The 20,761-nt window shown below is 74.1% G+C and carries 20 protein-coding genes; 9 read left to right on the top strand and 11 right to left on the bottom strand.

Features of this window, described 5'->3' with window-relative positions; all coding sequences use genetic code 11:
• Positions 1-79: 79 nt before the first annotated feature.
• From glgB to ABD879_RS33105, 3 genes are all read left to right on the top strand, one after another.
• On the top strand, positions 80-2,314 hold the full coding sequence (gene glgB / locus ABD879_RS01285; protein WP_345016516.1) for a 1,4-alpha-glucan branching protein GlgB: 2,235 nt from the start codon (positions 80-82) through the stop codon (positions 2,312-2,314).
• 53 nt (positions 2,315-2,367) lie between these two features.
• Complete coding sequence (locus ABD879_RS01280; RefSeq protein ID WP_345016514.1) at positions 2,368-2,493, top strand: hypothetical protein; 126 nt, start codon at positions 2,368-2,370, stop codon at positions 2,491-2,493.
• Positions 2,494-2,615: 122 nt separating this feature from the next.
• The gene (locus tag ABD879_RS33105; protein ID WP_486303736.1) at positions 2,616-2,744 is read left to right on the top strand and encodes a type II toxin-antitoxin system HicA family toxin; all 129 of its coding nucleotides are present in this window, start codon (positions 2,616-2,618) and stop codon (positions 2,742-2,744) included.
• 25 nt (positions 2,745-2,769) lie between these two features.
• On the opposite strand, the gene ABD879_RS01275 is transcribed toward ABD879_RS33105, so the two are convergent.
• A complete protein-coding gene (locus ABD879_RS01275; protein WP_345016512.1) occupies positions 2,770-3,651 on the bottom strand; it encodes an NUDIX hydrolase in 882 nt (293 codons plus the stop codon).
• Between the two features lie 83 nt (positions 3,652-3,734).
• On the opposite strand from ABD879_RS01275, the gene sppA reads away from it, so the two are divergent.
• Positions 3,735-5,438, top strand: a complete 1,704-nt coding sequence (sppA, locus tag ABD879_RS01270) for a signal peptide peptidase SppA (protein WP_345016510.1) — start codon at positions 3,735-3,737, stop codon at positions 5,436-5,438.
• Positions 5,439-5,446: 8 nt separating this feature from the next.
• Positions 5,447-5,938, top strand: coding sequence for a flavin reductase family protein (locus ABD879_RS01265; protein ID WP_345016591.1), 492 nt, complete (start codon positions 5,447-5,449; stop codon positions 5,936-5,938).
• Positions 5,939-5,941: 3 nt separating this feature from the next.
• Here the strand turns inward: ABD879_RS01265 and hutI are convergent, their stop codons facing one another.
• The 5 genes from hutI to ABD879_RS01240 all read right to left on the bottom strand — a co-directional run bounded on the left by hutI (position 5,942) and on the right by ABD879_RS01240 (position 10,306).
• The gene (gene hutI / locus ABD879_RS01260; protein WP_345016508.1) at positions 5,942-7,111 is read right to left on the bottom strand and encodes an imidazolonepropionase; all 1,170 of its coding nucleotides are present in this window, start codon (positions 7,109-7,111) and stop codon (positions 5,942-5,944) included.
• 84 nt (positions 7,112-7,195) lie between these two features.
• Complete coding sequence (locus ABD879_RS01255; RefSeq protein WP_345016506.1) at positions 7,196-8,272, bottom strand: RNA ligase (ATP); 1,077 nt, start codon at positions 8,270-8,272, stop codon at positions 7,196-7,198.
• Between the two features lie 79 nt (positions 8,273-8,351).
• Positions 8,352-8,558 (bottom strand): hypothetical protein, encoded by a 207-nt coding sequence (locus tag ABD879_RS01250; protein ID WP_345016504.1) that lies wholly within the window; start codon positions 8,556-8,558, stop codon positions 8,352-8,354.
• Positions 8,555-8,902 (bottom strand): hypothetical protein, encoded by a 348-nt coding sequence (locus ABD879_RS01245; RefSeq protein ID WP_345016502.1) that lies wholly within the window; start codon positions 8,900-8,902, stop codon positions 8,555-8,557. Before ABD879_RS01245 ends, ABD879_RS01250 begins: the two co-directional genes overlap by 4 nt.
• A 174-nt stretch (positions 8,903-9,076) precedes the next feature.
• The gene (locus ABD879_RS01240) at positions 9,077-10,306 is read right to left on the bottom strand and encodes a helix-turn-helix domain-containing protein (RefSeq protein WP_345016500.1); all 1,230 of its coding nucleotides are present in this window, start codon (positions 10,304-10,306) and stop codon (positions 9,077-9,079) included.
• A gap of 164 nt (positions 10,307-10,470) precedes the next feature.
• Between ABD879_RS01240 and ABD879_RS01235 the strand changes: the two genes are divergently transcribed.
• The 3 genes from ABD879_RS01235 (at position 10,471) to ABD879_RS01225 (ending at position 13,090) form a co-directional block, all read left to right on the top strand.
• Entirely contained in the window at positions 10,471-10,767 is a 297-nt protein-coding gene (locus ABD879_RS01235; protein WP_345016497.1) for a GYD domain-containing protein, read from the top strand.
• A 240-nt stretch (positions 10,768-11,007) separates the two neighbouring features.
• On the top strand, positions 11,008-11,805 hold the full coding sequence (locus tag ABD879_RS01230) for a S1C family serine protease (RefSeq protein WP_345016494.1): 798 nt from the start codon (positions 11,008-11,010) through the stop codon (positions 11,803-11,805).
• 55 nt (positions 11,806-11,860) lie between these two features.
• A complete protein-coding gene (locus ABD879_RS01225) occupies positions 11,861-13,090 on the top strand; it encodes an acyltransferase family protein (protein WP_345016492.1) in 1,230 nt (409 codons plus the stop codon).
• Here ABD879_RS01225 and ABD879_RS01220 read toward each other — a convergent pair.
• The 4 genes from ABD879_RS01220 to hutH are packed head-to-tail and all read right to left on the bottom strand — an operon-like array spanning position 13,074 to position 18,894.
• The gene (locus ABD879_RS01220; RefSeq protein ID WP_345016490.1) at positions 13,074-14,423 is read right to left on the bottom strand and encodes a formimidoylglutamate deiminase; all 1,350 of its coding nucleotides are present in this window, start codon (positions 14,421-14,423) and stop codon (positions 13,074-13,076) included. The two genes, ABD879_RS01225 and ABD879_RS01220, sit on opposite strands and share 17 nt — an antisense overlap.
• 10 nt (positions 14,424-14,433) lie before the next feature.
• Entirely contained in the window at positions 14,434-15,630 is a 1,197-nt protein-coding gene (locus ABD879_RS01215) for an allantoate amidohydrolase (protein WP_345016488.1), read from the bottom strand.
• 5 nt (positions 15,631-15,635) lie between these two features.
• Positions 15,636-17,318, bottom strand: a complete 1,683-nt coding sequence (gene hutU / locus ABD879_RS01210) for a urocanate hydratase (protein WP_345016486.1) — start codon at positions 17,316-17,318, stop codon at positions 15,636-15,638.
• Between the two features lie 31 nt (positions 17,319-17,349).
• Positions 17,350-18,894 (bottom strand): histidine ammonia-lyase, encoded by a 1,545-nt coding sequence (gene hutH, locus ABD879_RS01205; RefSeq protein WP_345016484.1) that lies wholly within the window; start codon positions 18,892-18,894, stop codon positions 17,350-17,352.
• A 128-nt stretch (positions 18,895-19,022) separates the two neighbouring features.
• On the opposite strand from hutH, the gene ABD879_RS01200 reads away from it, so the two are divergent.
• Positions 19,023-19,796 carry an IclR family transcriptional regulator gene (locus ABD879_RS01200; RefSeq protein ID WP_345016482.1) on the top strand — a complete coding sequence of 258 codons (774 nt, stop codon included), beginning with the start codon at positions 19,023-19,025 and terminating at the stop codon, positions 19,794-19,796.
• A 21-nt stretch (positions 19,797-19,817) separates the two neighbouring features.
• On the opposite strand, the gene ABD879_RS01195 is transcribed toward ABD879_RS01200, so the two are convergent.
• A complete protein-coding gene (locus ABD879_RS01195; RefSeq protein WP_345016480.1) occupies positions 19,818-20,675 on the bottom strand; it encodes a hypothetical protein in 858 nt (285 codons plus the stop codon).
• Between the last annotated feature and the right edge of the window lie 86 nt (positions 20,676-20,761).

The raw sequence follows: 20,761 nt of genomic DNA, 5'->3' as shown, positions 1-20,761 counted from the left end.
CCCGCGGGTGAAAGAGGCCGCCCCGGGGGCAGTGCTAGGGGGAGACGACGGATCCCGGCACGGAGGAGGCCATGAGGCCATGGCAGGGGTGACGCGTGCGGAGATCGACGGGCTCGTCGGCGGCGGCCACCACGATCCGCACGGTGTCCTCGGCGCGCATCCCGGGCCCGCCGGCGTGACCGTCCGGGCGCTGCGCCCCCTGGCCGAACGCGTGGAGGTCGTCCTGCCCGGCGGCGGCCGGTACGCGATGCACCACTTCCACGAGGGCGTCTTCACCGCCACGCTGCCGCCGGAGGCGGCGCGGGAGGTCCCCGACTACCGGCTGGCCGTCGCCTACGCCGACGGCATCGAGCTGATCCAGGACGACCCGTACCGGCATCCGCCCACACTCGGCGAGCTCGACCTGCACCTGATCGGCGAGGGCCGCCACGAGGAGCTGTGGCGGGCGCTGGGCGCGCGCACCCGCGGCTACCCGTCGGCGTTCGGCCCGGCGGCCGGGACGGTGTTCGCGGTGTGGGCGCCCAACGCCCGGGGCGTGCGCGTCGTCGGCGACTTCAACCACTGGGACGGACGCGCGCACCCCATGCGCTCACTGGGGGCGTCCGGGGTGTGGGAGCTGTTCGTCCCGGGGGTGGGCGACGGCACCGTCTACAAGTACGAGATCCTCGGCCCCGACGGGCGGTGGCGCACCAAGGCCGACCCCATGGCGCGCGCCACCGAACACCCTCCGGCGACGGGGTCGCGCGTGTTCACCTCCGCCTACGAGTGGGCCGACGGCGAGTGGATGGGGCGCCGCAAGGACCGGTCCTGGGTGAACGAGCCGATGAGCGTGTACGAGGTGCACCTGGGGTCGTGGCGGCCCGGCCTGGGCTACAGCGAGCTGGCCGAGGAGCTCACGGCATATGTGACGGACATGGGCTTCACCCACGTGGAGTTCCTGCCGGTCGCCGAACACCCCTACGGCCCGTCCTGGGGGTACCAGGTCACGTCCTACTACGCCCCGAGCGCGCGCTTCGGCGACCCCGACGAGTTCCGCTTCCTGGTGGACAGCCTGCACCGGGCCGGCATCGGCGTCATCCTCGACTGGGTGCCCGCCCACTTCCCCCGGGACGAGTGGGCGCTGGCGCGTTTCGACGGCACGGCCCTGTACGAGCACGCGGACCCCCGGCGCGGGGAGCACCCCGACTGGGGCACCCTGGTGTTCGACTACGGCCGCGCCGAGGTGCGCAACTTCCTGGTGGCCAACGCCTGCTACTGGCTGGAGGAGTTCCACGTCGACGGGCTGCGCGTGGACGCGGTGGCGTCCATGCTGTACCTGGACTACTCGCGGGGCGCGGGCGAGTGGACGCCCAACGTCTACGGCGGCCGGGAGAACCTTGAGGCCATCTCCTTCCTGCAGGAGGTGAACGCCACCGTCTACAAGCGCAACCCCGGCGTCGTGACGATCGCCGAGGAGTCCACCGCCTGGCCCGGTGTCACCCGCCCCACCCACCAGGGCGGACTCGGGTTCGGGTTCAAGTGGAACATGGGCTGGATGCACGACACGCTGGAGTACGTCCAGCGCGACCCGGTGTTCCGGCGGCACCACCACAGCGAGATCACCTTCTCGCTGGTGTACGCGTTCTCGGAGAACTACGTGCTGCCGCTGTCGCACGACGAGGTGGTGCACGGCAAGGGCTCGCTGCTGGGCAAGATGCCCGGCGACGACTGGCAGAGGTTCGCCGGGCTGCGCGTGCTGCTGGCCTACATGTGGACGCACCCGGGCAAGCAGCTGCTGTTCATGGGCGGCGAGTTCGGGCAGGGCGCCGAGTGGGCCGAGTCGCGGGCGCTGGACTGGTGGCTGCTGGACAACGCCGCCGAGGGCGCCGAGCACCTGGGCGTGCAGCGGCTCGTCCGCGACCTCAACCGCGCCTACCGCGACCTGCCCGCGCTGTGGACGCTGGACAACGACCCCGGCGGGTTCCGCTGGATCAACGCCGACGACGCCGCCGGGAACTGCCTGTCGTACCTGCGCTGCGCGGTGCCGCCCGACGAGGAGGCGGCCCCCGGGCAGGCTCCCGCTTGCCAGGCCGCGCCGCCCGTCGTCGCCTGCGTGGTGAACTTCGCCGGCATCCCGCACGAGAACTACCGGCTGGGCCTGCCGATCGCGGGCGGCTGGCGCGAGGTCGTCAACACCGACGCCTATGAGTACGGCGGCAGCGGCGTGGGCAACATGGGCCGCGTCGAAGCCTCCGACGACCCCTGGCACGGCTGGCCCGCGTCCGCCGCCCTGCGCGTCCCGCCCCTGGCCGCCCTCCTGCTCGTCCCCGACTGAAATACCGGGTGCACCGCCCTGCGATCTTCGTTTCACCGGCTAACGTGACCTTTATGAAGAAGCTCGTGCACGTCCCCTACACCGTGGAGCAGGACGAGGACGGCGGCTGGGCCGCGCATGCTCTGCTGATGCCGGCGTGGGCGCGCACGGCGAAGGCGACACCCCCGACGAGGCGGTAGCCGATCTCCACGAGGCCCTCATCGGCCTCATCGAGGAGTTCGGCGTTCCCAACGAGCCGACCCTCACCTTGGACGTCGCCTGATGCCGGACATTCCCGCCTTGCACGGCGACCAAGTCGTCCGTGCATTGGAGAAGGCCGGCTGCAAGGCCGTACGGAAATTCGGAAAGACGCGGGACCACCGTTCCTGTACATCCAGGCCGTGACATCAAGAAAGCCACGGTTCGTGGGATTTTGGCGACGTGGGGATGACGGTCGAGGAATTCCTCGGCCTCCTCTAGCCCGACCGGTCGTGCCGGGGGAGGCGGGACAACAGCCAGCGGGGGCCGGTGACGGAGGCGCCGGCGGCGGTGCAGCGGGCGCGCAGCTCGCGGTCGGCGGTGACGACGAGGTACGTGGCGTCGGGTTCGGCGGCGGTGACCAGTTCGACGATGCGGTCGTCGCCGCTGCCGGGCGCGGCCACGACGCTCACCCCGTCGCAGGGCTGCTCGGCGACACCGCGGGCGGCGCCCTCCACCACCAGCACCACCTCGGGGAAGACCCGCTCGTAGGGCAGCACCCCGTCGGGCAGCCCGGTGATCCCGTCGCGCAGCACCGCAAGGTCGTCGCGCAGCCGGGTGTTGGCGCCCGCGCGGTCCCGCCACCAGCCGTCGGCGCGCGCGCCGACCACGTTCGCCGCGTCCACCACCAGCACCAGCCGGGTGAGCATCGTGCTCAGCAGCGGCCAGGTGCGGGCGAACGGCTTGAACAGCCGCCTGCCCGTCACCTCCTCGACCGGCACCCAGGCGGCCCGGCGGGTCTCCAGCGACGCGGGACGCACCTCCACAGGGCCGTCCACCGAGGCGATGACGGACGCGAAGTCCCAGCCGCCGTGGTCGTCGGTGCGCACGCCGTGGACGCGGACGGCCCCGGTGTCCAGCGTGCACTCCTCGGCGGTCTCGCGCAGCGCGGCGGCCACCGGGTCCTCGCCGCTGTGCCGTCCGCCGCCGAACATCCCCCACGTCCCGGCGCCGTGGCACCACCAGGCCCGCTGCTGCAGCAGCACCCGCAGCAGCCCGTCGCCGGGGTCGCGGTGGAAGAGCAGCAACCCGGCGGCGCCGAACCGCCCCCAGTGCAGGTGCCCGAGGCTGCAGCGCGCCCACCCGTCGCCGTCTCCCATAGGGCGACGATATCCGCATCCGCCCGTGCGATGATCGTCCGACCGTGGCCGGTGCGCCGGGGCTTGCGCATAGGCTGGGGGCCATGGTGGATCCCGGCACAGTCGTCACCCTCCTCAAGCAGGCGCGCGAACGGCGCACCGCCCCGCTGGTCCTGGAACTCGACCTCACCGACGGCCTGGTGGAGACCCCGCCCGCCGACCCGGTCACGGCGATCATGTCGATGCGCCGCACCCACCTTCGCGACGTGCTGGACGGGCTGCGCCGCGCCCGCCGCGACGAGCGGGTCCGCGCCCTGGTGGTCAAGGTGGCCGGCAGCGTCCCGGTGGCGATGGCGCAGGAGGTCCGCGACGCGGTGCGGGCGCTGCGCGAGGCCGGCAAGCTCACCGTCGCCTGGGCCGAGACGTTCGGGGAGGGCGGCCACGGCTCGGTGCCGTACTACCTGGCGACCGCGTTCGAGCGGATCTACCTGCAGCCGTCCGGGGAGGTCGGGCTGACCGGCGTGGCGATGGAGGAGCCGTTCCTGGCCGGGGCCCTGGAGAAGGCGGGCATCCAGCCGCGGTTCGCCCAGCGGCACGAGTACAAGACCATGGCGAACATGTTCATGGAGCAGGGCTACACGCCCGAGCACCGTGAATCGTCCCAGCGCCTGGTCGACTCGCTCGGCGAGCAGCTGGTGGCCGGGATCGCCGCCGCCCGCGGCCTGCCCGAGGACAAGGTCCGCGACCTGATCGACCGGGGTCCGCTGCTGGCCGACGAGGCCCTGGAGGCGGGCCTGGTCGACCGGCTCGGCTACCGCGACCAGGTGTACGCCGACCTGCGCGCCGAGGTCGGCGCGGAGGCGCAGCTGCGGTACGTGTCGCGCTACAACCGCACGCAGGGCCTGGCCAAGCGGCTGCCGCAGCCGGGCCGCCAGGACGTCGTCGCGCTGATCAACGGGCAAGGGCCGATCCGGCTCGGCCGCAGCGGACGCGGCGGGCCGCTGCCCACCCAGGGCCCGGCCATGGGCTCGGACACGATCGGCGCCGCGTTCCGCGCCGCGGTCAAGGACGAGCGGGTCAAGGCGATCGTGTTCCGCGTCAACAGCCCCGGCGGGTCGGCGGTGGCGTCCGACGCGATCTGGCGCGAGGTGGTGCTGGCGCGCAAGGCGGGCAAGCCGGTGATCGTGTCGATGGGCAACGTGGCCGCGTCCGGCGGCTACTACGTCGCCATGGCCGCCGACACGATCGTGGCGCAGCCCGGCACCATCACCGGGTCGATCGGCGTGGTCGTCGGCAAGGCCGTGGTGAACGGGCTGCTGGACCGGCTGGGCATCGGCATGGGCAGCGTCGCCGACGGCGACCACGCCCGCATGTTCAGCGCCACCAAGGACTTCAGCGACTCCGAATGGGAGCGCATCAACGCCTCCCTGGACCGCATCTACGAGGACTTCACCGCCAAGGTCGCCGAGGGCCGCGGCCTGTCCCGCGAGCGCGTGCACGAACTGGCCCGCGGCCGGGTGTGGACGGGCGCCGACGCCAAGGACAACGGCCTGGTCGACGAGCTCGGCGGCCTCGACCACGCCCTGGACCTGGCCCGCAAGAAGGCCGGGCTGCCCGAGGACGCCCCCGTCCGCTCCTACCCGCACGTGTCCCCGCTGGAGCGGCTGCGCCCGGCCGAGTCCAGCGAGGACCGCACGGCCGCCGCGGCCCGCCTGGACGGCTGGGGCTCGCTGTCCGGCATCGCCACCCGCCTGGGCCTGCCCGCCGCCGGCCCGCTCACCCTCCCCGGCGTGTGGGAGTTCCGCTGAGCCGGGGGATGAACGTCAGCGGCGCCGACTTCACCGATGCCGTCGCGGGGTTCGCCACCGGGGTGGTGGTGCTGACCGTCCGCGACGGCCGCGACGATTTGGGCGCGACGGTCACGTCGTTCATGTCGGTGTCGCTGGAGCCGCCGATGGTGCTGGCCGGGGTGACGGCCACGTCCTACCTGTGCGAGGTCCTGCGGCGCCGCGACCGCTGGGCCGCGACCGTGCTGAGCGCGGGGCAGCGCGCCCTCGCGGGCCGTTTCGCCGCCGCCGGCCGGCCCAGCGCCCGGCTCCTGCTGGCGGGCGAGCCGCACCACCGGGGGCCCCGCTCGGAGGCCCTCATCGCCGACGACGGCGTGGCCGCCCTCGAATGCGAGACGCGGCAGCGCATCGAGGCGGGCGACCACGTCCTGTTCGTCGCCGCGGTGCTGTCGGCCGACTACATCTCCCGCCGCCGCGACCCGCTGATCCGCGTGCACCGCCGCTACCTGGGCGGGTCCTGACGGCTATGCCGGGACGCGGCGTCCCGCCTTCCACACGGCGGCGACCTGCGGAACCCCGGGGCGGTAGGCGAGGTGGACGTGGGACGGGGCGTCCAGTACGAGCACGTCGGCGCGCGCACCGGGGGCCAGGCGGCCCACGTCGTCGCGGCGCAGCGCCCGCGCGCCGCCCGCGGTGGCCGCCCACACCGCCTCGGCCGGGGTCATGCGCAGGTCGCGGACGGCGAGCGCGATGCAGAACGGCATGCTGGAGGTGTAGCAGGAGCCGGGGTTGCAGTCGGTGGCCAGCGCCACGGTGACGCCCGCGTCGATCAGCCGCCGCGCGTCCGGGTAGGGCTGGCGGGTGGAGAAGTCGACGCCGGGCAGCAGCGTCGCGACCGTCCCGGCCGAGGCGAGGGCGTCGACGTCGGCGTCGGTGAGATGGGTGCAGTGGTCGGCGGAGGCGGCGCCGAGCTCCACGGCGAGCCGCACCCCCGGGCCCGGGCCGAGCTGGTTGGCGTGCACCCTCGGGGTCAGGCCCGCGCGCACGCCCGCCGTGAGGATCTCCCGGGACTGGTCGGCGTCGAACGCGCCGTCCTCGCAGAACACGTCGATCCAGCGGGCGTGCGGGGCGCACGCGGCGAGCATCTCGGTCGCCACCAGCCGCACGTAGCCCGCGGGGTCGCCCGCGTACTCGGGCGGGACGACGTGGGCGCCCAGGAACGTCACCTCGTCGGCGGTCTCGGCGGCGATGCGCAGGCACCGCTCCTCCTGCTCCACCGTCAGCCCGTAGCCCGACTTGCACTCGACGGTGGTGGTGCCCTGCCGCGCCATCTCGCCGACGAGTCTGCGCAGGTTGGCCCGCAGGTCGTCGTCGGAGGCGGCGCGGGTGCGGGCCACGGTGGTGCGGATGCCGCCCGCGGTGTAGGGGCGGCCGCTCATCCGCGCGGCGAACTCCTCGGCCCGCTCCCCGGCGAACACCAGGTGCGCGTGGGAGTCGACGAAGCCGGGCAGGACGGCGCGTCCGGCCGCGTCGTACCGTTCGTCCGCGGCGGGCGCCCGCCGCGCGGGGCCGACCCAGGCGACGGCGTCGCCGTCGATCACGACCGCCGCGTCCCGGAGCAGGCCCAGCGCGCCGTCTCCTCGGCCGGGGTCGTTGGTCACCAGCTCGCCAATGTCGGTGATGACGGTGCTCACCCGGCCAGCATCGCACCCGCCGCCGGTGGGGTCGGCGCCCGTCCCCGGCGATCCGTCTGGCATGTGAGACGGACCGCCGGGGGCTCACTCGTACTCCGTGCCGCCCTTGCGGGTCAGGTACGCGGGCGAGACGAGCTTGCCGATCGCGCGGCCGCCCACCACCGGGCTGTAGCGGCCGGTGGCAGTGCGCACCACCACGCCCTCGCGCAGGTGCGCGGCCGTGCCCGACACGGTCTCCTCGCCGGTGGCCAGCTCCATCAGCGTGTCGGCGTCGTACGGGCCCGCGTACAGCTCGGGCACGCGCGGCAGGCCCAGCCCGCCGAGGATCTCGGCCTGCTCGGCGGGGTCCAGCCAGCGCACGCGGCCGTCCTCGTCGGAGACCGCGATGTCGAACACGGCGTAGCCGGGACGCTCGCCCTTGGCGTCGGCCCCGTACGCCAGGTCCTGCACGCCTCTGCCGTACACCTCGCCGAACACGCCGACCCGTTCGACGCCGAGCCGCTCGGCGATGCGCGCGGCGGCCTCGGGCACGCCGTACGCCTCCACCGCCCGCCAGTACAGGTTGTTCGCGTCGCGCTTGATCGCGAGCCGTTTGGCGCTGAACCCCTTGGAGGAGACGTACGCCTCGCCGCCCGCCAGGGTGAACGCGCACGCCGTGCCGTGGATCTTCTCCGTGGCCACCACGGGCTCCCCGGCCTCGAACAGCTGCGGGTACCGCTTGATGTCCTCGATCTCGATCCAGGGGATGAGGTCGGACGCGGGCTCGACCTCCCCGCTCAGATGCACCGGGACCGGGGGTACGTACTTGGTGACGCCCAGCTCGGGTGCGAAGTCGCGGCCCTGCGCGTGCGCCTCGGCCAGGTCGACGCCGGCGACGGCCTTGGGCACGCACACGATCCCCTGCGACAGCTCGCCGCGCAGCCGGACCGCCTTGACCCGGTTCTTCTTCGAGCCCGCCAGCCTGCCGGTGAGACCGAGCTCCTCGATCAGCTCGTCCGGCAGCACCGACCCCTCGGGGATGTAGAGCGCCCAGTCCCCTGTTCGGTAGCGGCCCTTGGCGACGACCGCCCGGTAGAGACCGACCTGCGCCAGTTCCAGCGTGTCGGCGTTGTCATGCGGGTGAATGGTCAGCTGCTCGGCGGTGACCCGCAGCGTGGACATCACGGTCCTTTCTCGCTATAGGGGCGATCTTCGCGAACGAGTGTCCGGGCTCGGCGTGGCCGCGGCAACGCGTTTTTCTTCATGCGAACCTCCGCAGCCATGCGATCTGGCCCGCGAGATGTTCCGGGGTGTCGGCTTCGAGCAGCCGCCCGCCTTCCAGCGCCCACCATTTGCGCGTCGCCAGCCCGTACCAGACGCACGCCCCCGGAAACCGCTCTTCGAGGGACTGCGCCGCCGGAGTGTGCAGCAGCTCGGCGTCGACACCGAACACGCGGAACCCGCTCACCGCCCGGCCTCCCGCCTGATGGCCCGGTCGATCAGCTCCGCGGTGTCATCGATATCGAGGGCGGGTGGCACCGGCGCCCCGTCGCCCCACCGGAAGTGCACGCCGTCCCAGACGACCGCCCACTCCCCGCCACCCGCGTCGACCGCCACCAGCACATCGCGCCGCACGCGGACGCGGCGCCCGCGTTCGGCGAGCGCCTGCCCGAGCCGCCGCACCATGACGATGGCGTCCGTCCGTGTGATCAGGCTCAGCGCCGCCCGCAGCTCCTCCGCCGACCCGGCCCCCACCTCGGAGACGACGAAGTCGACGTCCCACACGCCGTCCGGCCGCCTCCGCCGCGCCACCCACCGCCCACCCGCCGCTTCAACCCACCACCCGGGAAACTCGGCCGCCAGCCTCAAAGCAACCCTGCGGCCACTTTTGATCACTCTGCGTGAATTCGCCATGGCGGGACGTTAGGACGCCCCGCAGCACAGGACGGACAGGAAGTTGTCCCCTACCTCATCAGGCCAGGGGCGTCAGACGAGGAGGCCGATGCGGTCGGCTAGGTCGTGGGCGTCCTGGCGGAGGGTGGGTGGGCCATCTTGGGCCAGTTCGGTGACCATTCGGCGGGCGTAGCCGTTGTAGCGGATCGTTTCGGGTGCGGCGGCGTACGCGTTGTCGAGCGAGTGCAGTGCCGCCTCCTCGTCGCCGGCGAGGCGCCATGCGCGTGCCACCTCGATGAGGTGGCGGCCCCTGCGGGGGTGCGACGGGATGGCGGCGGCGGCCGTCCGGGCCGCCTGCCTGCGCGCCTCGCCGCCCTGCCGCCCTTCGACCGCCACGGTGACCGCGTGCGGGCCCATGATCACCCTGCTGAACGACGTCATGGGCTCGTAGTAGTCCGGCGGCAGGGACTCGGCGATCTTCTGCGCCTTCTCCCACCACCGCCACGCCGTCCCCCGCTGGCCGGAGCACGCCGCGGTGTAGGCGACCTCGTGGTGGAGGGCGCCCCACAGCGCCCGCAGCTCGTCACCGGCGTCGTCGGCACGGCCCTTGAGCAGTTCGAGCCCCTCGCGGTTGACGGCCTCGGCCGCGTCGAAGTCGCCCGCGTCCCGGTGCGCCTGAGCGGCCAGCCATACGGCCCCGGCGAACGCGCGCGCGTCCCCGGACTCCTCGGCCGCCATGATCGAACGCTCGACCACGCGCCACAGCAGGTCGGGGGACGGCTGGTAGGCGAGGAAGAACTGGGCGAGGTTGTAGACGCGCGCCAGCAGCGACAGCGCGTGCCGCCGCTCCGCTCCCTCGTACGCGCGCACGGCGTTCTTGGCGTCCTTGATCAGGTCGGGCAGCAGCGTACCGAGGACGGTGCGGTGGTCGGGAGCCGCATGCCGCGCCCGCCACGCCGCGCTCAGCCGCGCCTCCAGGTGGTCCAGCGGGCTGGGCGGGTCGGTCATGGACACCGACACCGCGTTGATGGCGTCCCGGACGGCGGGCAGCGCGGGATGGCCGGGGCCGCGGAACATGCCGACGGGCAGCGGCCGCCCGCCCGTGAGTTGGGCGATGTCGCGCAGCCGCAGGGCCTCGGCGAGGCTCAGCACGGTCGGAAGCTTGAGTTCCCTGACCTCCCCGCGCTCCACCGCCTTCACCCAGCGGGCGCTCTTGCCGACCAGCCCGCCGAGAATTTCGCGGCTCATGCCGCGCCGCCGCCGGAAGTACTGGACCCGCTGCCCCACGGACAGCTCCGGGTCGGCCGGATCGACGTCACGCATGAGCCCGCACCTCCTGAAGACCCGCCGCCTTCAGGCTACGAGCCGCCCCGCCCGCGCGTCAGGCTTCCGCCGCACGAATCCCCCGCGCCGAGAGCGTGGGGGGCCTGGTTGGTCGGGTAGGGGAAGGGGGTTGGTCGAGGCGTCGTCCTTGGGGGTGGGATGAGGTGCCGACTTATATTTCGCTGCTGAACTGGACGGATCAGGGGATCCGGGCCTACGAGGACACCGTGAAGCGGGCGGATGCCTTCGCCGCGGCGCTGGAGGAGATGGGCGCCAGGCTCGTCGACCTCTACTGGACCGTGGGCCGGTACGACCTGGTGGCGATCTTCGAGGCTCCGGACGACGAGACGGCTGCCGCGGCGATGCTGCGGAACGGCGGGGCGGGCAACGTCCGCAGCACGACCCTGCGGGCGTTCGGCCGGGACGAGGTGAGCCGGGTCATCGCGAAGGCGAAGGGGTAGATCCGGGCGCTTGGCGGCGGACGGGCGTTCGCCCCGTTTGAACGGAGTGAGGTGGGGGCGGAGTACTCACTTGTGAGAGTGAGGAGCCGCATGAGTTACCCACCGCACACAGATCGGCAGTACGGCCTGGGTACGGGCACCGCCCGCAACGGCGTCCCGTACGGGGCGTTCGAGTCAGGCCGTCCTCGCTTCCCGTCTCCCCCGTCTACGTGGCCCCAGGACGATCCGTTCAGGGATGCCGTGCCGGACCCGTGGGATTACGGCGAGTCCCGGCGTTCCCGCGGCGGGGTCGGGCTGCTGGTCGTCGCGGCGGTGCTGGCGGCGCTGGTGGTCGGGGGGCTGGCCGGGGGCGCGGCCGGGCGGATGATGGCGCAGGTGCCGGCGCCCACGGTGCCGCAGGCCGCGGCCGCACCGGCGGGCGGCGCGGCCGGTGACCTCAGTGCCGTGGCGGCGCGGGTGCAGGGCAGCGTGACGTCGATCGAGGTGAGGTCGGGCGGCAGGCTGGGCACCGGGTCCGGGTTCGTCATCGACCGGCAGGGCCGCGTGCTGACCAACGCGCACGTCGTCGGGGGCGGCGGCCGGGTCACCGTGGTGCTGGCCGACGGCCGCCGCGTCGCGGCGCGCGTGGTGGGGTCCGACCGGGCGCGCGACCTGGCGGTGCTGGCGATCCCCGCGGAGCAGAGCCCGGCGCCGCTGCCGTTCGGCCGCTCGTCGCAGGTGCGGGTCGGGGAGCCGGTGCTGGCGCTCGGCTCGCCGCTGGGCCTGCAGGGGACGGTCACCAGCGGCATCGTCAGCGCGCTGGACCGGGAGGTGCGCCTGGGCGAGGGCGGGGCCGCCGGAACCGCGCTGCAGACCGACGCCTCCATCAACCCCGGCAACTCCGGCGGCCCGCTGGTCAACGCGCGCGGCGAGGTCATCGGCGTGAACACCGCGATCGCGACGCTGATGCGGGACGGGACCGGCGGCTCCATCGGCATCGGGTTCGCGATCCCCGCTGACCGGGCGCGCGAGGGGGCGCAGCGCCTGATCGCCGGCTGACGGTTCGGGCGGTTCCGTGGGCGTTTAGTCTGGCGGGATGGCTCCCCCCGCTGTCGTGCCACGTCCTGTCGAGAACGCCGCCGCGGTGCGGCTGGGGTGGTTGGACGCGTTGCGGGGGTGGGCGGCGCTTGTGGTGGCACTGCATCACGCGTCGTTCTACTACGTGCCGCAGCTGCGGACGCACATGGTCGGCTGGTTCGACCCCGGCCGGTACGGCGTGCTGGTGTTCTTCCTGGTGAGCGGGTACATCGTGCCGGTCTCGCTGGAGCGGCACGGGGATGTGCGCCGGTTCTGGATCGGGCGGTTCTTCCGCATCTGCCCGCTGCTGGCGGCGGCGTGCGCGGTACCGGTGGTGCTGGCCGTGACGGGGCTGCGCGAGCTGCGGGCCGGGCTGGGCGAGTACGACCCGGTGGTGGCGGCGGTGGCGCACGCGACGATGCTGCAGGACGTGCTGGCCGTGCCGAACGTCATCAACGTGCTGTGGACGCTGTCGTACGAGATGGCCTTCTACCTGCTGGTCGTGGCGCTGTTCGTGGTCAAGGGGGGCGGGCGGCCGGGGACGGTCGCGGGTGTGTGCATCGCCGCGGCGCTGGCGGGCGGCGGGGTGCTGCCGTCCACGTTGCTCTCGCGGACGGCGGGGCTCGGCCCGGTCGTGTTCGGCACGGCCGGGCTGCTCGCGGCGGCGGTGGGGTGCGCCATGTTCGGACGGGGTGCCGTGCGGGTCGCCGGCGGGGTGACCGGCGGGGTCGTCGCCGTCCTGCTGGTCGTGCTCAACAGCCGGATCGGCGCATGGGAGGGGCTGGTGATCCTGGCGGTGATGTTCACCGGCACGGTCGTGTACCGGGCCGAGCACGGGCGGATGGGGCGTGCGGCCGCCGCCGGGACGATGCTGGCGGTGCTGGCGGGCGTGGTCGCGGCGGGGGTGTGGCACGCGGAGGTGAGCGTGCCCGCCGAGCAGGTCGCGGGGTTCCGGGCGTACTGGACGGGTTCGGTGCTGCTGGCGGCCGGGTCGTTCGCGGCCGTGTGGCTGCTGCGCGGGCGGCGGTTCCCGCGGTGGTGGACGGGCCTGGGCACGATCAGTTTCTCCGTCTACCTGGTGCATCACGTGCTGCTGAACCTTTCCGACCGGTTCTTCGGCACGTCCGGGCGCGACGAGGTGCACCGGCTCGTGCTGTTCGTGGCCGTGCTGCTGGCGGTGAGCTGGGCGACCCACCGCTGGATCGAGGCTCCGGCGCAGCGGTTCGGGCGGACGCTGGCGGCGCGCGGGGTCAGGTCCGCCGCGTGACGGCGGCGATGGCCGCGTCCAGGGCGGCGGCGACGTCCCCGACCAGCAGGTGGCGGCCGTCGCGGACGATCTCGCGGCCCGACACGACGACATGGCGGACGTCGGCGGCGGTGGCGGCGAAGACGGCGGCCTCGGCCAGGTGCTCGGGGCCGGCGCCGGCGGTGCGGGGCGAGTCGAGCACGACCGTGACCAGGTCGGCGTACGAGCCGGGTTCCAGCCGTCCCGCCTCGGGCCAGCCGAGTCCGTAGTGGCCGTTCCAGGTGGCGGCGGCCAGCAGCGACCCGGCGGTCCAGTGGCCGCGTTCGCGGGTGCGCAGCCGTTCGTCCAGTTCGACGGCGCGGGCCTCCTCGAACAGGTCGATGACGGCGTGCTGGTCGGAGCCCAGGCAGATCGGCGATCCGGCGTCGGCCAGGTCGCGGGCCGGGCCGATGCCGTCGGCCAGGTCGCGTTCGGTGGTGGGGCACATGCACACGCCGGTCGTGGTGGCGCCGAGCAGGCCGATGTCCTCGCCGGTGAGGTGGGTGGCGTGCACGGCGACGGTGCGGGCGCCGAGCGCGCCGCATTCGGCGAGCAGCCGGGTGGGGGTCATGCCGTAGGCGTCGCGGCATTCGGCGTTCTCGGCGGGCTGCTCGGACAGGTGGACGTGCAGCGGCGCCCCGTGCCGCCGCGCCCAGTCCGCCACGGCGCCGATCTGCTCGCGGGGCACGGCGCGCACCGAGTGCACGGCGGCGCCGACCCGGGCGTGCGCGCTGCCGCTCTTGCCGGTGCGGTCGTGCAGGCTGTCGACGCGGCGCGCCCAGTCGCCCGCGGTGCCGTCGCCGAAGCGCAGCTGGGCGCCCTGCAGCGGCCGGCCGATCCCGCCGGTCAGGTAGCAGGTGTCCAGGAGGGTGATGCGGATGCCCGCGTCGGCCGCGGCCGCGATGAGGGCCTCCCCCATGGCGTTGGGGTCGTCGTAGGGTTCCCCGCCGGGCCGGTGGTGCAGGTAGTGGAACTCGCCGACGCAGCTCACCCCGGCCAGCGCCATCTCGGCGTACACGGCGGCGGCCAGGGCGCGGTAGGTGTCCGGGTCGAGCCGTTCGGCGACCGCGTACATCTGCTCCCGCCAGGTCCAGAAGGTGCCGCGGCCGCCCTGGGCGCGGGCGCGCAGGGCGCGGTGGAAGGCGTGGGAGTGGGCGTTGGCCAGGCCCGGGAGCGTCAGGCCGGGCAGGCGGCGGGCGTCCGGCGGGGCGGGGACGCCGGGTGTGATGCGGGTGAACCGTTCGCCGTCGACCTCGATGAGCACGTCGGCGGCGATGTGGTCACCGAGCCAGGCGAACTCGGCATGCCAGTACATAACGAATTCACTACCCGCGGGTGAGGTCGGCCAGTACCGCGGCGAGTGCCTCGACTCCGGCCAGGCAGTCGGCCGTCTCGGCGTGTTCGGCGGGCGCGTGCGACACCCCGGTCGGGTTGCGGACGAACAGCATGGCGGTCGGCACCCGCGCCGCCAGGACGCCCGCGTCGTGCCCGGCTCCCGTGGGCAGCACCGGCACCCCGCCGAGGGCGGCGGCGATCCGGTCGCGCAGGGCGGTGTCGAACCCGACGGTGTCGGTGTAGGACTCCTCCGCCAGCCGGACGGCGACGCCGTGGGACGCGGCGGCGGCGCGGGCGGCGTCGTGCACGTCGGCGACGGTGCGGCGGACGGCGTCGTCGGACGGGCCGCGGGCGTCCAGCCACGCCGCGACCGACGAGGCGATGGCGTTCACCCCGCCCGGTGTCACGTCCACCTTGCCGACGGTGGCGACGGCGTCGTGGCGTTCGGCGGCCTCGCGGGCGGCCAGCACCATCCGCGCGAACGGCAGCATGGGGTCGCGGCGGTCGGCCAGGCGGGTGGTGCCGGCGTGGTTGCCCTCGCCGGTGAAGTCGAACCGCCAGCGCCCGTGCGGGACGATCGCGCTCGCCGCGCCGACCGGCGCGTCCAGGGCCCGGCCCTGTTCGACGTGCAGTTCGACGAAGCAGCCGACGCGGCCGAGCAGGTCGTCGTCGCGGCCGATCGCGTCCGGGTCGAGGCCGTGGGCGGCGAGCACGTCGGCGAACGCGCGGCCGTCGCGGTCGCGCAGGCCGCGGGCGCGGGCCGGGTCGATGGCGCCGGTGAGCAGCCGCGAGCCCAGGCAGGCGACGCCGAAGCGCGCCCCCTCCTCTTCGGCGAACACGGCCACGCCGACGGGCCGGCGGACGCGCACGCCGCGTTCGCGCAGCAGGTCGACGGCGGCCAGCGCGGACACCACGCCGAGCGGTCCGTCGAACGCGCCGCCGCCGGGCACCGAGTCCAGGTGGCTGCCGGTCAGGACGGCCGGCCCGGCGGCGCCGTCGGGGCGCCACCAGGCGAACAGGTTGCCGTTGCGGTCGTGTTCGACGTCCAGGCCGCGGCGGCGCGCCTGGTCCAGGAACCAGGCGCGGCACTCCAGTTCCGGCGGCGTCCAGGCGAACCGGCGGTATCCGCCGCCGTCGGGGTCGCGGCCGACCGGCAGCAGCTCCGACCACATCTCCTCGAAGCCCACGGCCGTCAGCCCTCGTCCTCGTTCCCGGGGTTCTCGTTCATGGGGATGCGGACGCCGCGTTCGGCGGCCACCTCGCGGGCGCGTTCGTATCCGGCGTCGGCGTGCCGCATGACGCCGGTGCCGGGGTCGTTGGTCAGGACGCGTTCCAGTTTGCGGGCGGCCAGGTCGGTGCCGTCGGCCACGCACACCTGTCCGGCGTGGATGGAGCGGCCGATGCCGACGCCGCCGCCGTGGTGCAGGGAAACCCAGGTGGCGCCGGAGGAGGTGTTGAGCAGGGCGTTCAGCAGGGGCCAGTCGGCGATGGCGTCGGAGCCGTCGGCCATGCCCTCGGTCTCGCGGTAGGGGGAGGCGACCGAGCCGCAGTCCAGGTGGTCGCGGCCGAGGACGATCGGGGCGCTGATCTCGCCGCGGGCCACCAGGTCGTTGAACACCGCCCCGGCCTTGTCGCGCTCGCCGTAGCCGAGCCAGCAGATCCGCGACGGCAGGCCCTGGTAGTGCACCTTCTCCCCGGCCATGCGGATCCAGCGGGTGAGCGGCTCGTTGTCGGGGAACAGGTCGAGAATCGCCTGGTCGGTGCGGGCGATGTCGCGCGGGTCGCCCGACAGCGCGGCCCACCGGAACGGGCCCTTGCCCTCGCAGAACAGCGGGCGGATGTAGGCGGGCACGAATCCGGGGAAGTCGAACGCGCGGGCGTATCCGGCGAGGCGGGCCTCGCCGCGGATGGCGTTGCCGTAGTCGAAGACCTCGGCGCCGGCGTCCTGGAATCCGACCATCGCCTCGACGTGCGCGGCCATCGACTCGCGGGCGCGGGCGATGAAGCCGTCGCGGTCCTTGTCGCGTTCGGCGGCCCAGTCGTCGAACGCCACGCCGCGCGGCAGGTACTTCAGCGGGTCGTGGGCGCTGGTCTGGTCGGTGACGATGTCGATGGGCGCGCCGCGGCGCAGCAGTTCGGGGACGATGTCGGCGGCGTTGCCGAGCACGCCGATCGACAGCGGTTCGCGCCGGTCGCGGGCCTGCTCGGCGCGGCGCAGCGCCTCGTCCAGGTCGTCCACGCGCACGTCGCAGTAGCGGTGCTGCACGCGGCGGTCGATGCGGGACGGGTCGCACTCGACGCAGATGGCCACGCCGCCGTTCATGGTGACGGCCAGGGGCTGGGCGCCGCCCATGCCGCCGAGCCCGGCGGTCAGCGTGATCGTCCCGGCCAGGGAGCCGCCGAACCGCTTGGCGGCGACGGCGGCGAACGTCTCGTAGGTGCCCTGCAGGATGCCCTGGGTGCCGATGTAGATCCAGGACCCGGCGGTCATCTGCCCGAACATGGTGAGGCCGAGCGACTCCAGGCGGCGGAACTCCTCCCAGGTGGCCCACTGCGGCACCAGGTTGGAGTTGGCGATCAGCACGCGCGGCGCCCACTCGTGGGTGCGGAAGATCCCGACCGGTTTGCCGGACTGCACCAGCAGCGTCTCGTCGCCCTCCAGCGAGGTCAGCGACCGGACGATGGCGTCGAAGCAGTCCCAGTCGCGGGCGGCCTTGCCGGATCCGCCGTAGACGACCAGCTCGTCGGGGTGCTCGGCGACCTCCGGGTCGAGGTTGTTCATGAGCATGCGCAGGGCCGCCTCCTGGGGCCAGCCCTTGGCGGCGGTGAGCGAGGTGCCGCGCGGGGCGCGCACGGGCCGGGGACCAGCGGACATGGTGATCGCTCCTTCAAGGAGTCGGGCCGGGTCAGGCGAGGGGGCCGGTGACGGTTTCGGCGGCGGCGACGAGGGTGCCGTCGCGGACCAGCTCGGCGGCGGCGGCGATCTCGGGGGCGAGGTGGCGGTCGGGGCCGGGCGGCGGGACGCGGCGGCGCAGCGCGGCCACGGCGGCGCCGGTGGCGGGCCCGGGGCGCAGCCGGGTGCGCAGGTCGAGGGCGCGCGCGGCGGTGAGGATCTCGACGGCGACGACCTGGGCCAGGCCGTCCAGGGCGCGGCGCAGCTTGCGGGCGGCGTTCCAGCCCATGGACACGTGGTCCTCCTGCATGGCCGAGCTGGGGATGGAGTCGGCGCTGGCGGGCGCGGCGAGCCGTTTGAGCTCGGACACGATCCCGGCCTGCGTGTACTGGGCGATCATGTGGCCGGAGTCGACGCCGGGGTCGTCGGCCAGGAACGCCGGGAGCCCGCCGGAGCGGCCGCGGTCGAGCATGCGGTCGGTGCGGCGCTCGGACATCGACGCCACGTCCGCGACCGGGATGGCCAGGAAGTCCAGGACGTAGGCGACGGGCGCGCCGTGGAAGTTGCCGTTGGACTCCACCCGCCCGTCCGGCAGCACCACCGGGTTGTCGATGGCGGCGGCCAGTTCGCGGGAGGCGACCAGTTCGGCGTGGGCCAGGGTGTCGCGGGCGGCGCCGTGCACCTGCGGGGAGCAGCGCAGCGAGTAGGCGTCCTGGACGCGGGGGCAGTCGGGGCCGCGGTGCGACTCCATGATCTGCGAGTCGGCGAGCAGGGCCCGCAGATTGGCGGCCGACACCGCCTGCCCCGGGTGCGGCCGCAGCTCCTGCAGGTCGGCGGCGAACACGCGGTCGGTGCCGAGCAGCGCCTCGACGCTCATCGCGGCGGCCAGGTCGGCGGCGGTCAGCAGGCGGCGCAGGTCGGCGATGGCCAGGACGAGCATGCCGAGCATGCCGTCGGTGCCGTTGATCAGCGCCAGGCCCTCCTTGGCGCCGAGCACGGCGGGTTCGATGCCCGCGTCCGCGAGCGCCTCGGCGGCCGGGCGCAGCTCGCCGGACGCGTCCCGCACGGTGCCCTCGCCGATCAGCGCGAGCGCGACGTGCGACAGGGGCGCCAGGTCGCCGGAGCAGCCGAGGCTGCCGTGCTCGTGCACGACCGGGGTGATGCCCGCGTTGAGCAGGGCGGCCAGCGTCTGCGCGGTGCGCGGCTGCACGCCGGTGCGGCCGCTGGCCAGGGTGCGCAGCCGCAGCAGCATCATGGCCCGCACGACCTCGCGCTCCACTTCCGGGCCGGAGCCGGCGGCGTGCGATCGGACGACGTTGACCTGCAGCTTCTCGCGCAGTCCGGGCGCGATGTGCCGGGTCGCCATGGCTCCGAAGCCGGTGGACACCCCGTACACGGGGGTGGGGAGGGCGGCCAGTTCCTCGATGTGGGCGCGGGAGTCGGCCATCAGTTTCAGCGCCTCGTCCGACAGCGCCACCGCCGCTCCGTTCCGCGCGACGGCCACCACCTGGTCGAAGGTCACCGGTTCCGGGCCGACCTCGACGACTGCGTCCCCCATGCCGAAATCCATACCCACCATTGGAGCGCGCCGCGCCCCGCCGCCCCAGGCCCGAGGCGGCTCCTGTGTCTGACATACGAGACAATGGCCGTCCAGACGCTGCCGCAGCGGACCCGGGGGGAGGCGCGATGGGCGAGCAGGTGCCGGCGGCGCGGCGGGCGATGGCGGTGCTGCGGCTGCTGGCGGCGTCCGCCGGTCCGCTGCCGGCGTCGGCGATCGCGCGCCATCTGGACGTGCCGCGGTCCAGCACCTACCACCTGCTGGCGGCGATGGCCGAGGACGGGTTCGTGACGTACCTGCCGGAGGAGCGGCGCTGGGGCCTGGGGGTGGCCGCGTTCGAGATCGGTTCGGCCTATCTGCGGCACGGGCCGCTGGAGCGGCTCGCCCGCCCGCTGCTGCGCCGCCTGGTGGACCGGGTCGGGGAGATCGCCCAGCTCGGCGTCCTGCACGGGGCGGAGACGCTGTACCTGCTGAAGGAGCAGCCGCCGCGGCACGAGACCCTGGTGACCGACGTGGGCGTGCGGATGCCCGCGCAGCTCACCGCCAGCGGCCGGTCGATGCTGGCGCACCTGCCCGCCGCGCAGGTGCGGGCGCTGTTCCCGGGGCGGGCGCCGTTCGTGCACCGGACGGGCCGGGGCCCGGCGTCGCTGCGCGAGCTGCGCCGGGTGCTGGCCGACGACGCGCGGCGCGGCTGGTCGTACGAGGACGGCTGGATCACCGAGGGCCTGGCCAGCATCGCCGCCTGCGCGTTCGACCACACCGGCCACCCCGCGGCCGCGGTCGCGGTGACGTTCCGCCGGGAGCGCCGCCCCGAGGAGTCGTGGCCGTGGCTGGCCGAACGCGTCCGCGCCACCGCCGCCGACCTCACCGCCCGCCTCGGCGGCCGCCCGCACACCCGCTAGCGGCCCCTTCCGGAGGACCGCTCACCAGGTGATGGACATGACGGCGGCGACCTCTTCCCCAGGCGAGAACTCCATCTCCTTCCAGCCCAGCGGATTGGACCCCAGCCGGACCCGGTAGTAGGTGCGGGGCTCGGCGAATATCGCGCAGCACGGCTTGACGTCCCGTTCGCCGAGCACGGTGACCTGCACGTTCTTGAGCTGCTCCAGCTCCTGCGCGTCGATCTGGCGGGCGATCTCCTGGAACGCTCCGAAGCAACTGGCGTACCCGGTGCGCTCCTGCAGCGCGCCTTGCAGCTCGCCCGGCATCTCCGAGCACAGGTCCTCGTCGCCCTTGCCCGCGGCCACCAGGACCTTGCGCGCCTCGGCGACCACGTCGTAGCTCGGCGCGGGGGCGGGCTCGGAGTCGGAGCCGTTGTCGCTGCGGAAGCCGCCCACCGTGGAGATGAGCAGCACGCCCCAGAGAATCGCTCCCACGGCGCGGTTGACGAGCCTGGGCCTGCCGGTGATCCGCCGCACGGCCCAGACGGCGGTCACGACGACGAGGAGGACCAGCAGCTCCCACCGGTGGGCCTGGATCTCCTGCTTGTAGACCCACCACAGCACCCTGGGCAGGAGCACCAGGGCGAAGCCGCCGATGATGCAGCCGGGCCCCCCGGCGGGCACGATCGGGAACGGGTTCACGGCGGAGTCGTCGGGGGCCGTGGGCGCCGTCCGCGGCGGGCCCTCCCGCCAGAACTCCCCTGGAGGGGAGCCGGAGGGCACGTTGGGGTCGTGGCCGTACCCTCCCGCCGGGGTGCGGACCTTGTCCGTCCAGTACTGCCCGTTCCAGTACCGGATGTTGCCCTGACCGTCGGGGTAGTCGCCGGGAGGCTGCGGCATCGTCCCTCCTTGACCTGGCCGAGGACCGTCCGTGTCAGCGCGATGACCGGACGCGTTGATCATCCTCCCCCTTGGATGACGCGCCC

This window comes from Actinomadura keratinilytica, from assembly GCF_039539665.1.
Lineage (GTDB): Bacteria > Actinomycetota > Actinomycetes > Streptosporangiales > Streptosporangiaceae > Spirillospora > Spirillospora keratinilytica.
The sequence above is the reverse complement of the archived record's forward strand: the minus strand, read 5'-3'. Positions and strand labels throughout refer to the sequence as shown.

Excerpts from the sequence above, each read along its gene's own strand:
- glgB (WP_345016516.1), top strand. The coding sequence starts at position 80 with ATGGCAGGGGTGACGCGTGCGGAGATCGACGGGCTCGTCGGCGGCGGC.
- ABD879_RS01280 (WP_345016514.1), top strand. The coding sequence starts at position 2,368 with ATGAAGAAGCTCGTGCACGTCCCCTACACCGTGGAGCAGGACGAGGAC.
- ABD879_RS01275 (WP_345016512.1), bottom strand. The coding sequence starts at position 3,651 with ATGGGAGACGGCGACGGGTGGGCGCGCTGCAGCCTCGGGCACCTGCAC.
- sppA (WP_345016510.1), top strand. The coding sequence starts at position 3,735 with ATGGTGGATCCCGGCACAGTCGTCACCCTCCTCAAGCAGGCGCGCGAA.
- ABD879_RS01265 (WP_345016591.1), top strand. The coding sequence starts at position 5,447 with ATGAACGTCAGCGGCGCCGACTTCACCGATGCCGTCGCGGGGTTCGCC.
- ABD879_RS01255 (WP_345016506.1), bottom strand. The coding sequence starts at position 8,272 with ATGTCCACGCTGCGGGTCACCGCCGAGCAGCTGACCATTCACCCGCAT.
- ABD879_RS01240 (WP_345016500.1), bottom strand. The coding sequence starts at position 10,306 with ATGCGTGACGTCGATCCGGCCGACCCGGAGCTGTCCGTGGGGCAGCGG.
- ABD879_RS01220 (WP_345016490.1), bottom strand. The coding sequence starts at position 14,423 with ATGTACTGGCATGCCGAGTTCGCCTGGCTCGGTGACCACATCGCCGCC.
- hutU (WP_345016486.1), bottom strand. The coding sequence starts at position 17,318 with ATGTCCGCTGGTCCCCGGCCCGTGCGCGCCCCGCGCGGCACCTCGCTC.
- hutH (WP_345016484.1), bottom strand. The coding sequence starts at position 18,894 with ATGGGGGACGCAGTCGTCGAGGTCGGCCCGGAACCGGTGACCTTCGAC.
- ABD879_RS01200 (WP_345016482.1), top strand. The coding sequence starts at position 19,023 with ATGGGCGAGCAGGTGCCGGCGGCGCGGCGGGCGATGGCGGTGCTGCGG.
- ABD879_RS01195 (WP_345016480.1), bottom strand. The coding sequence starts at position 20,675 with ATGCCGCAGCCTCCCGGCGACTACCCCGACGGTCAGGGCAACATCCGG.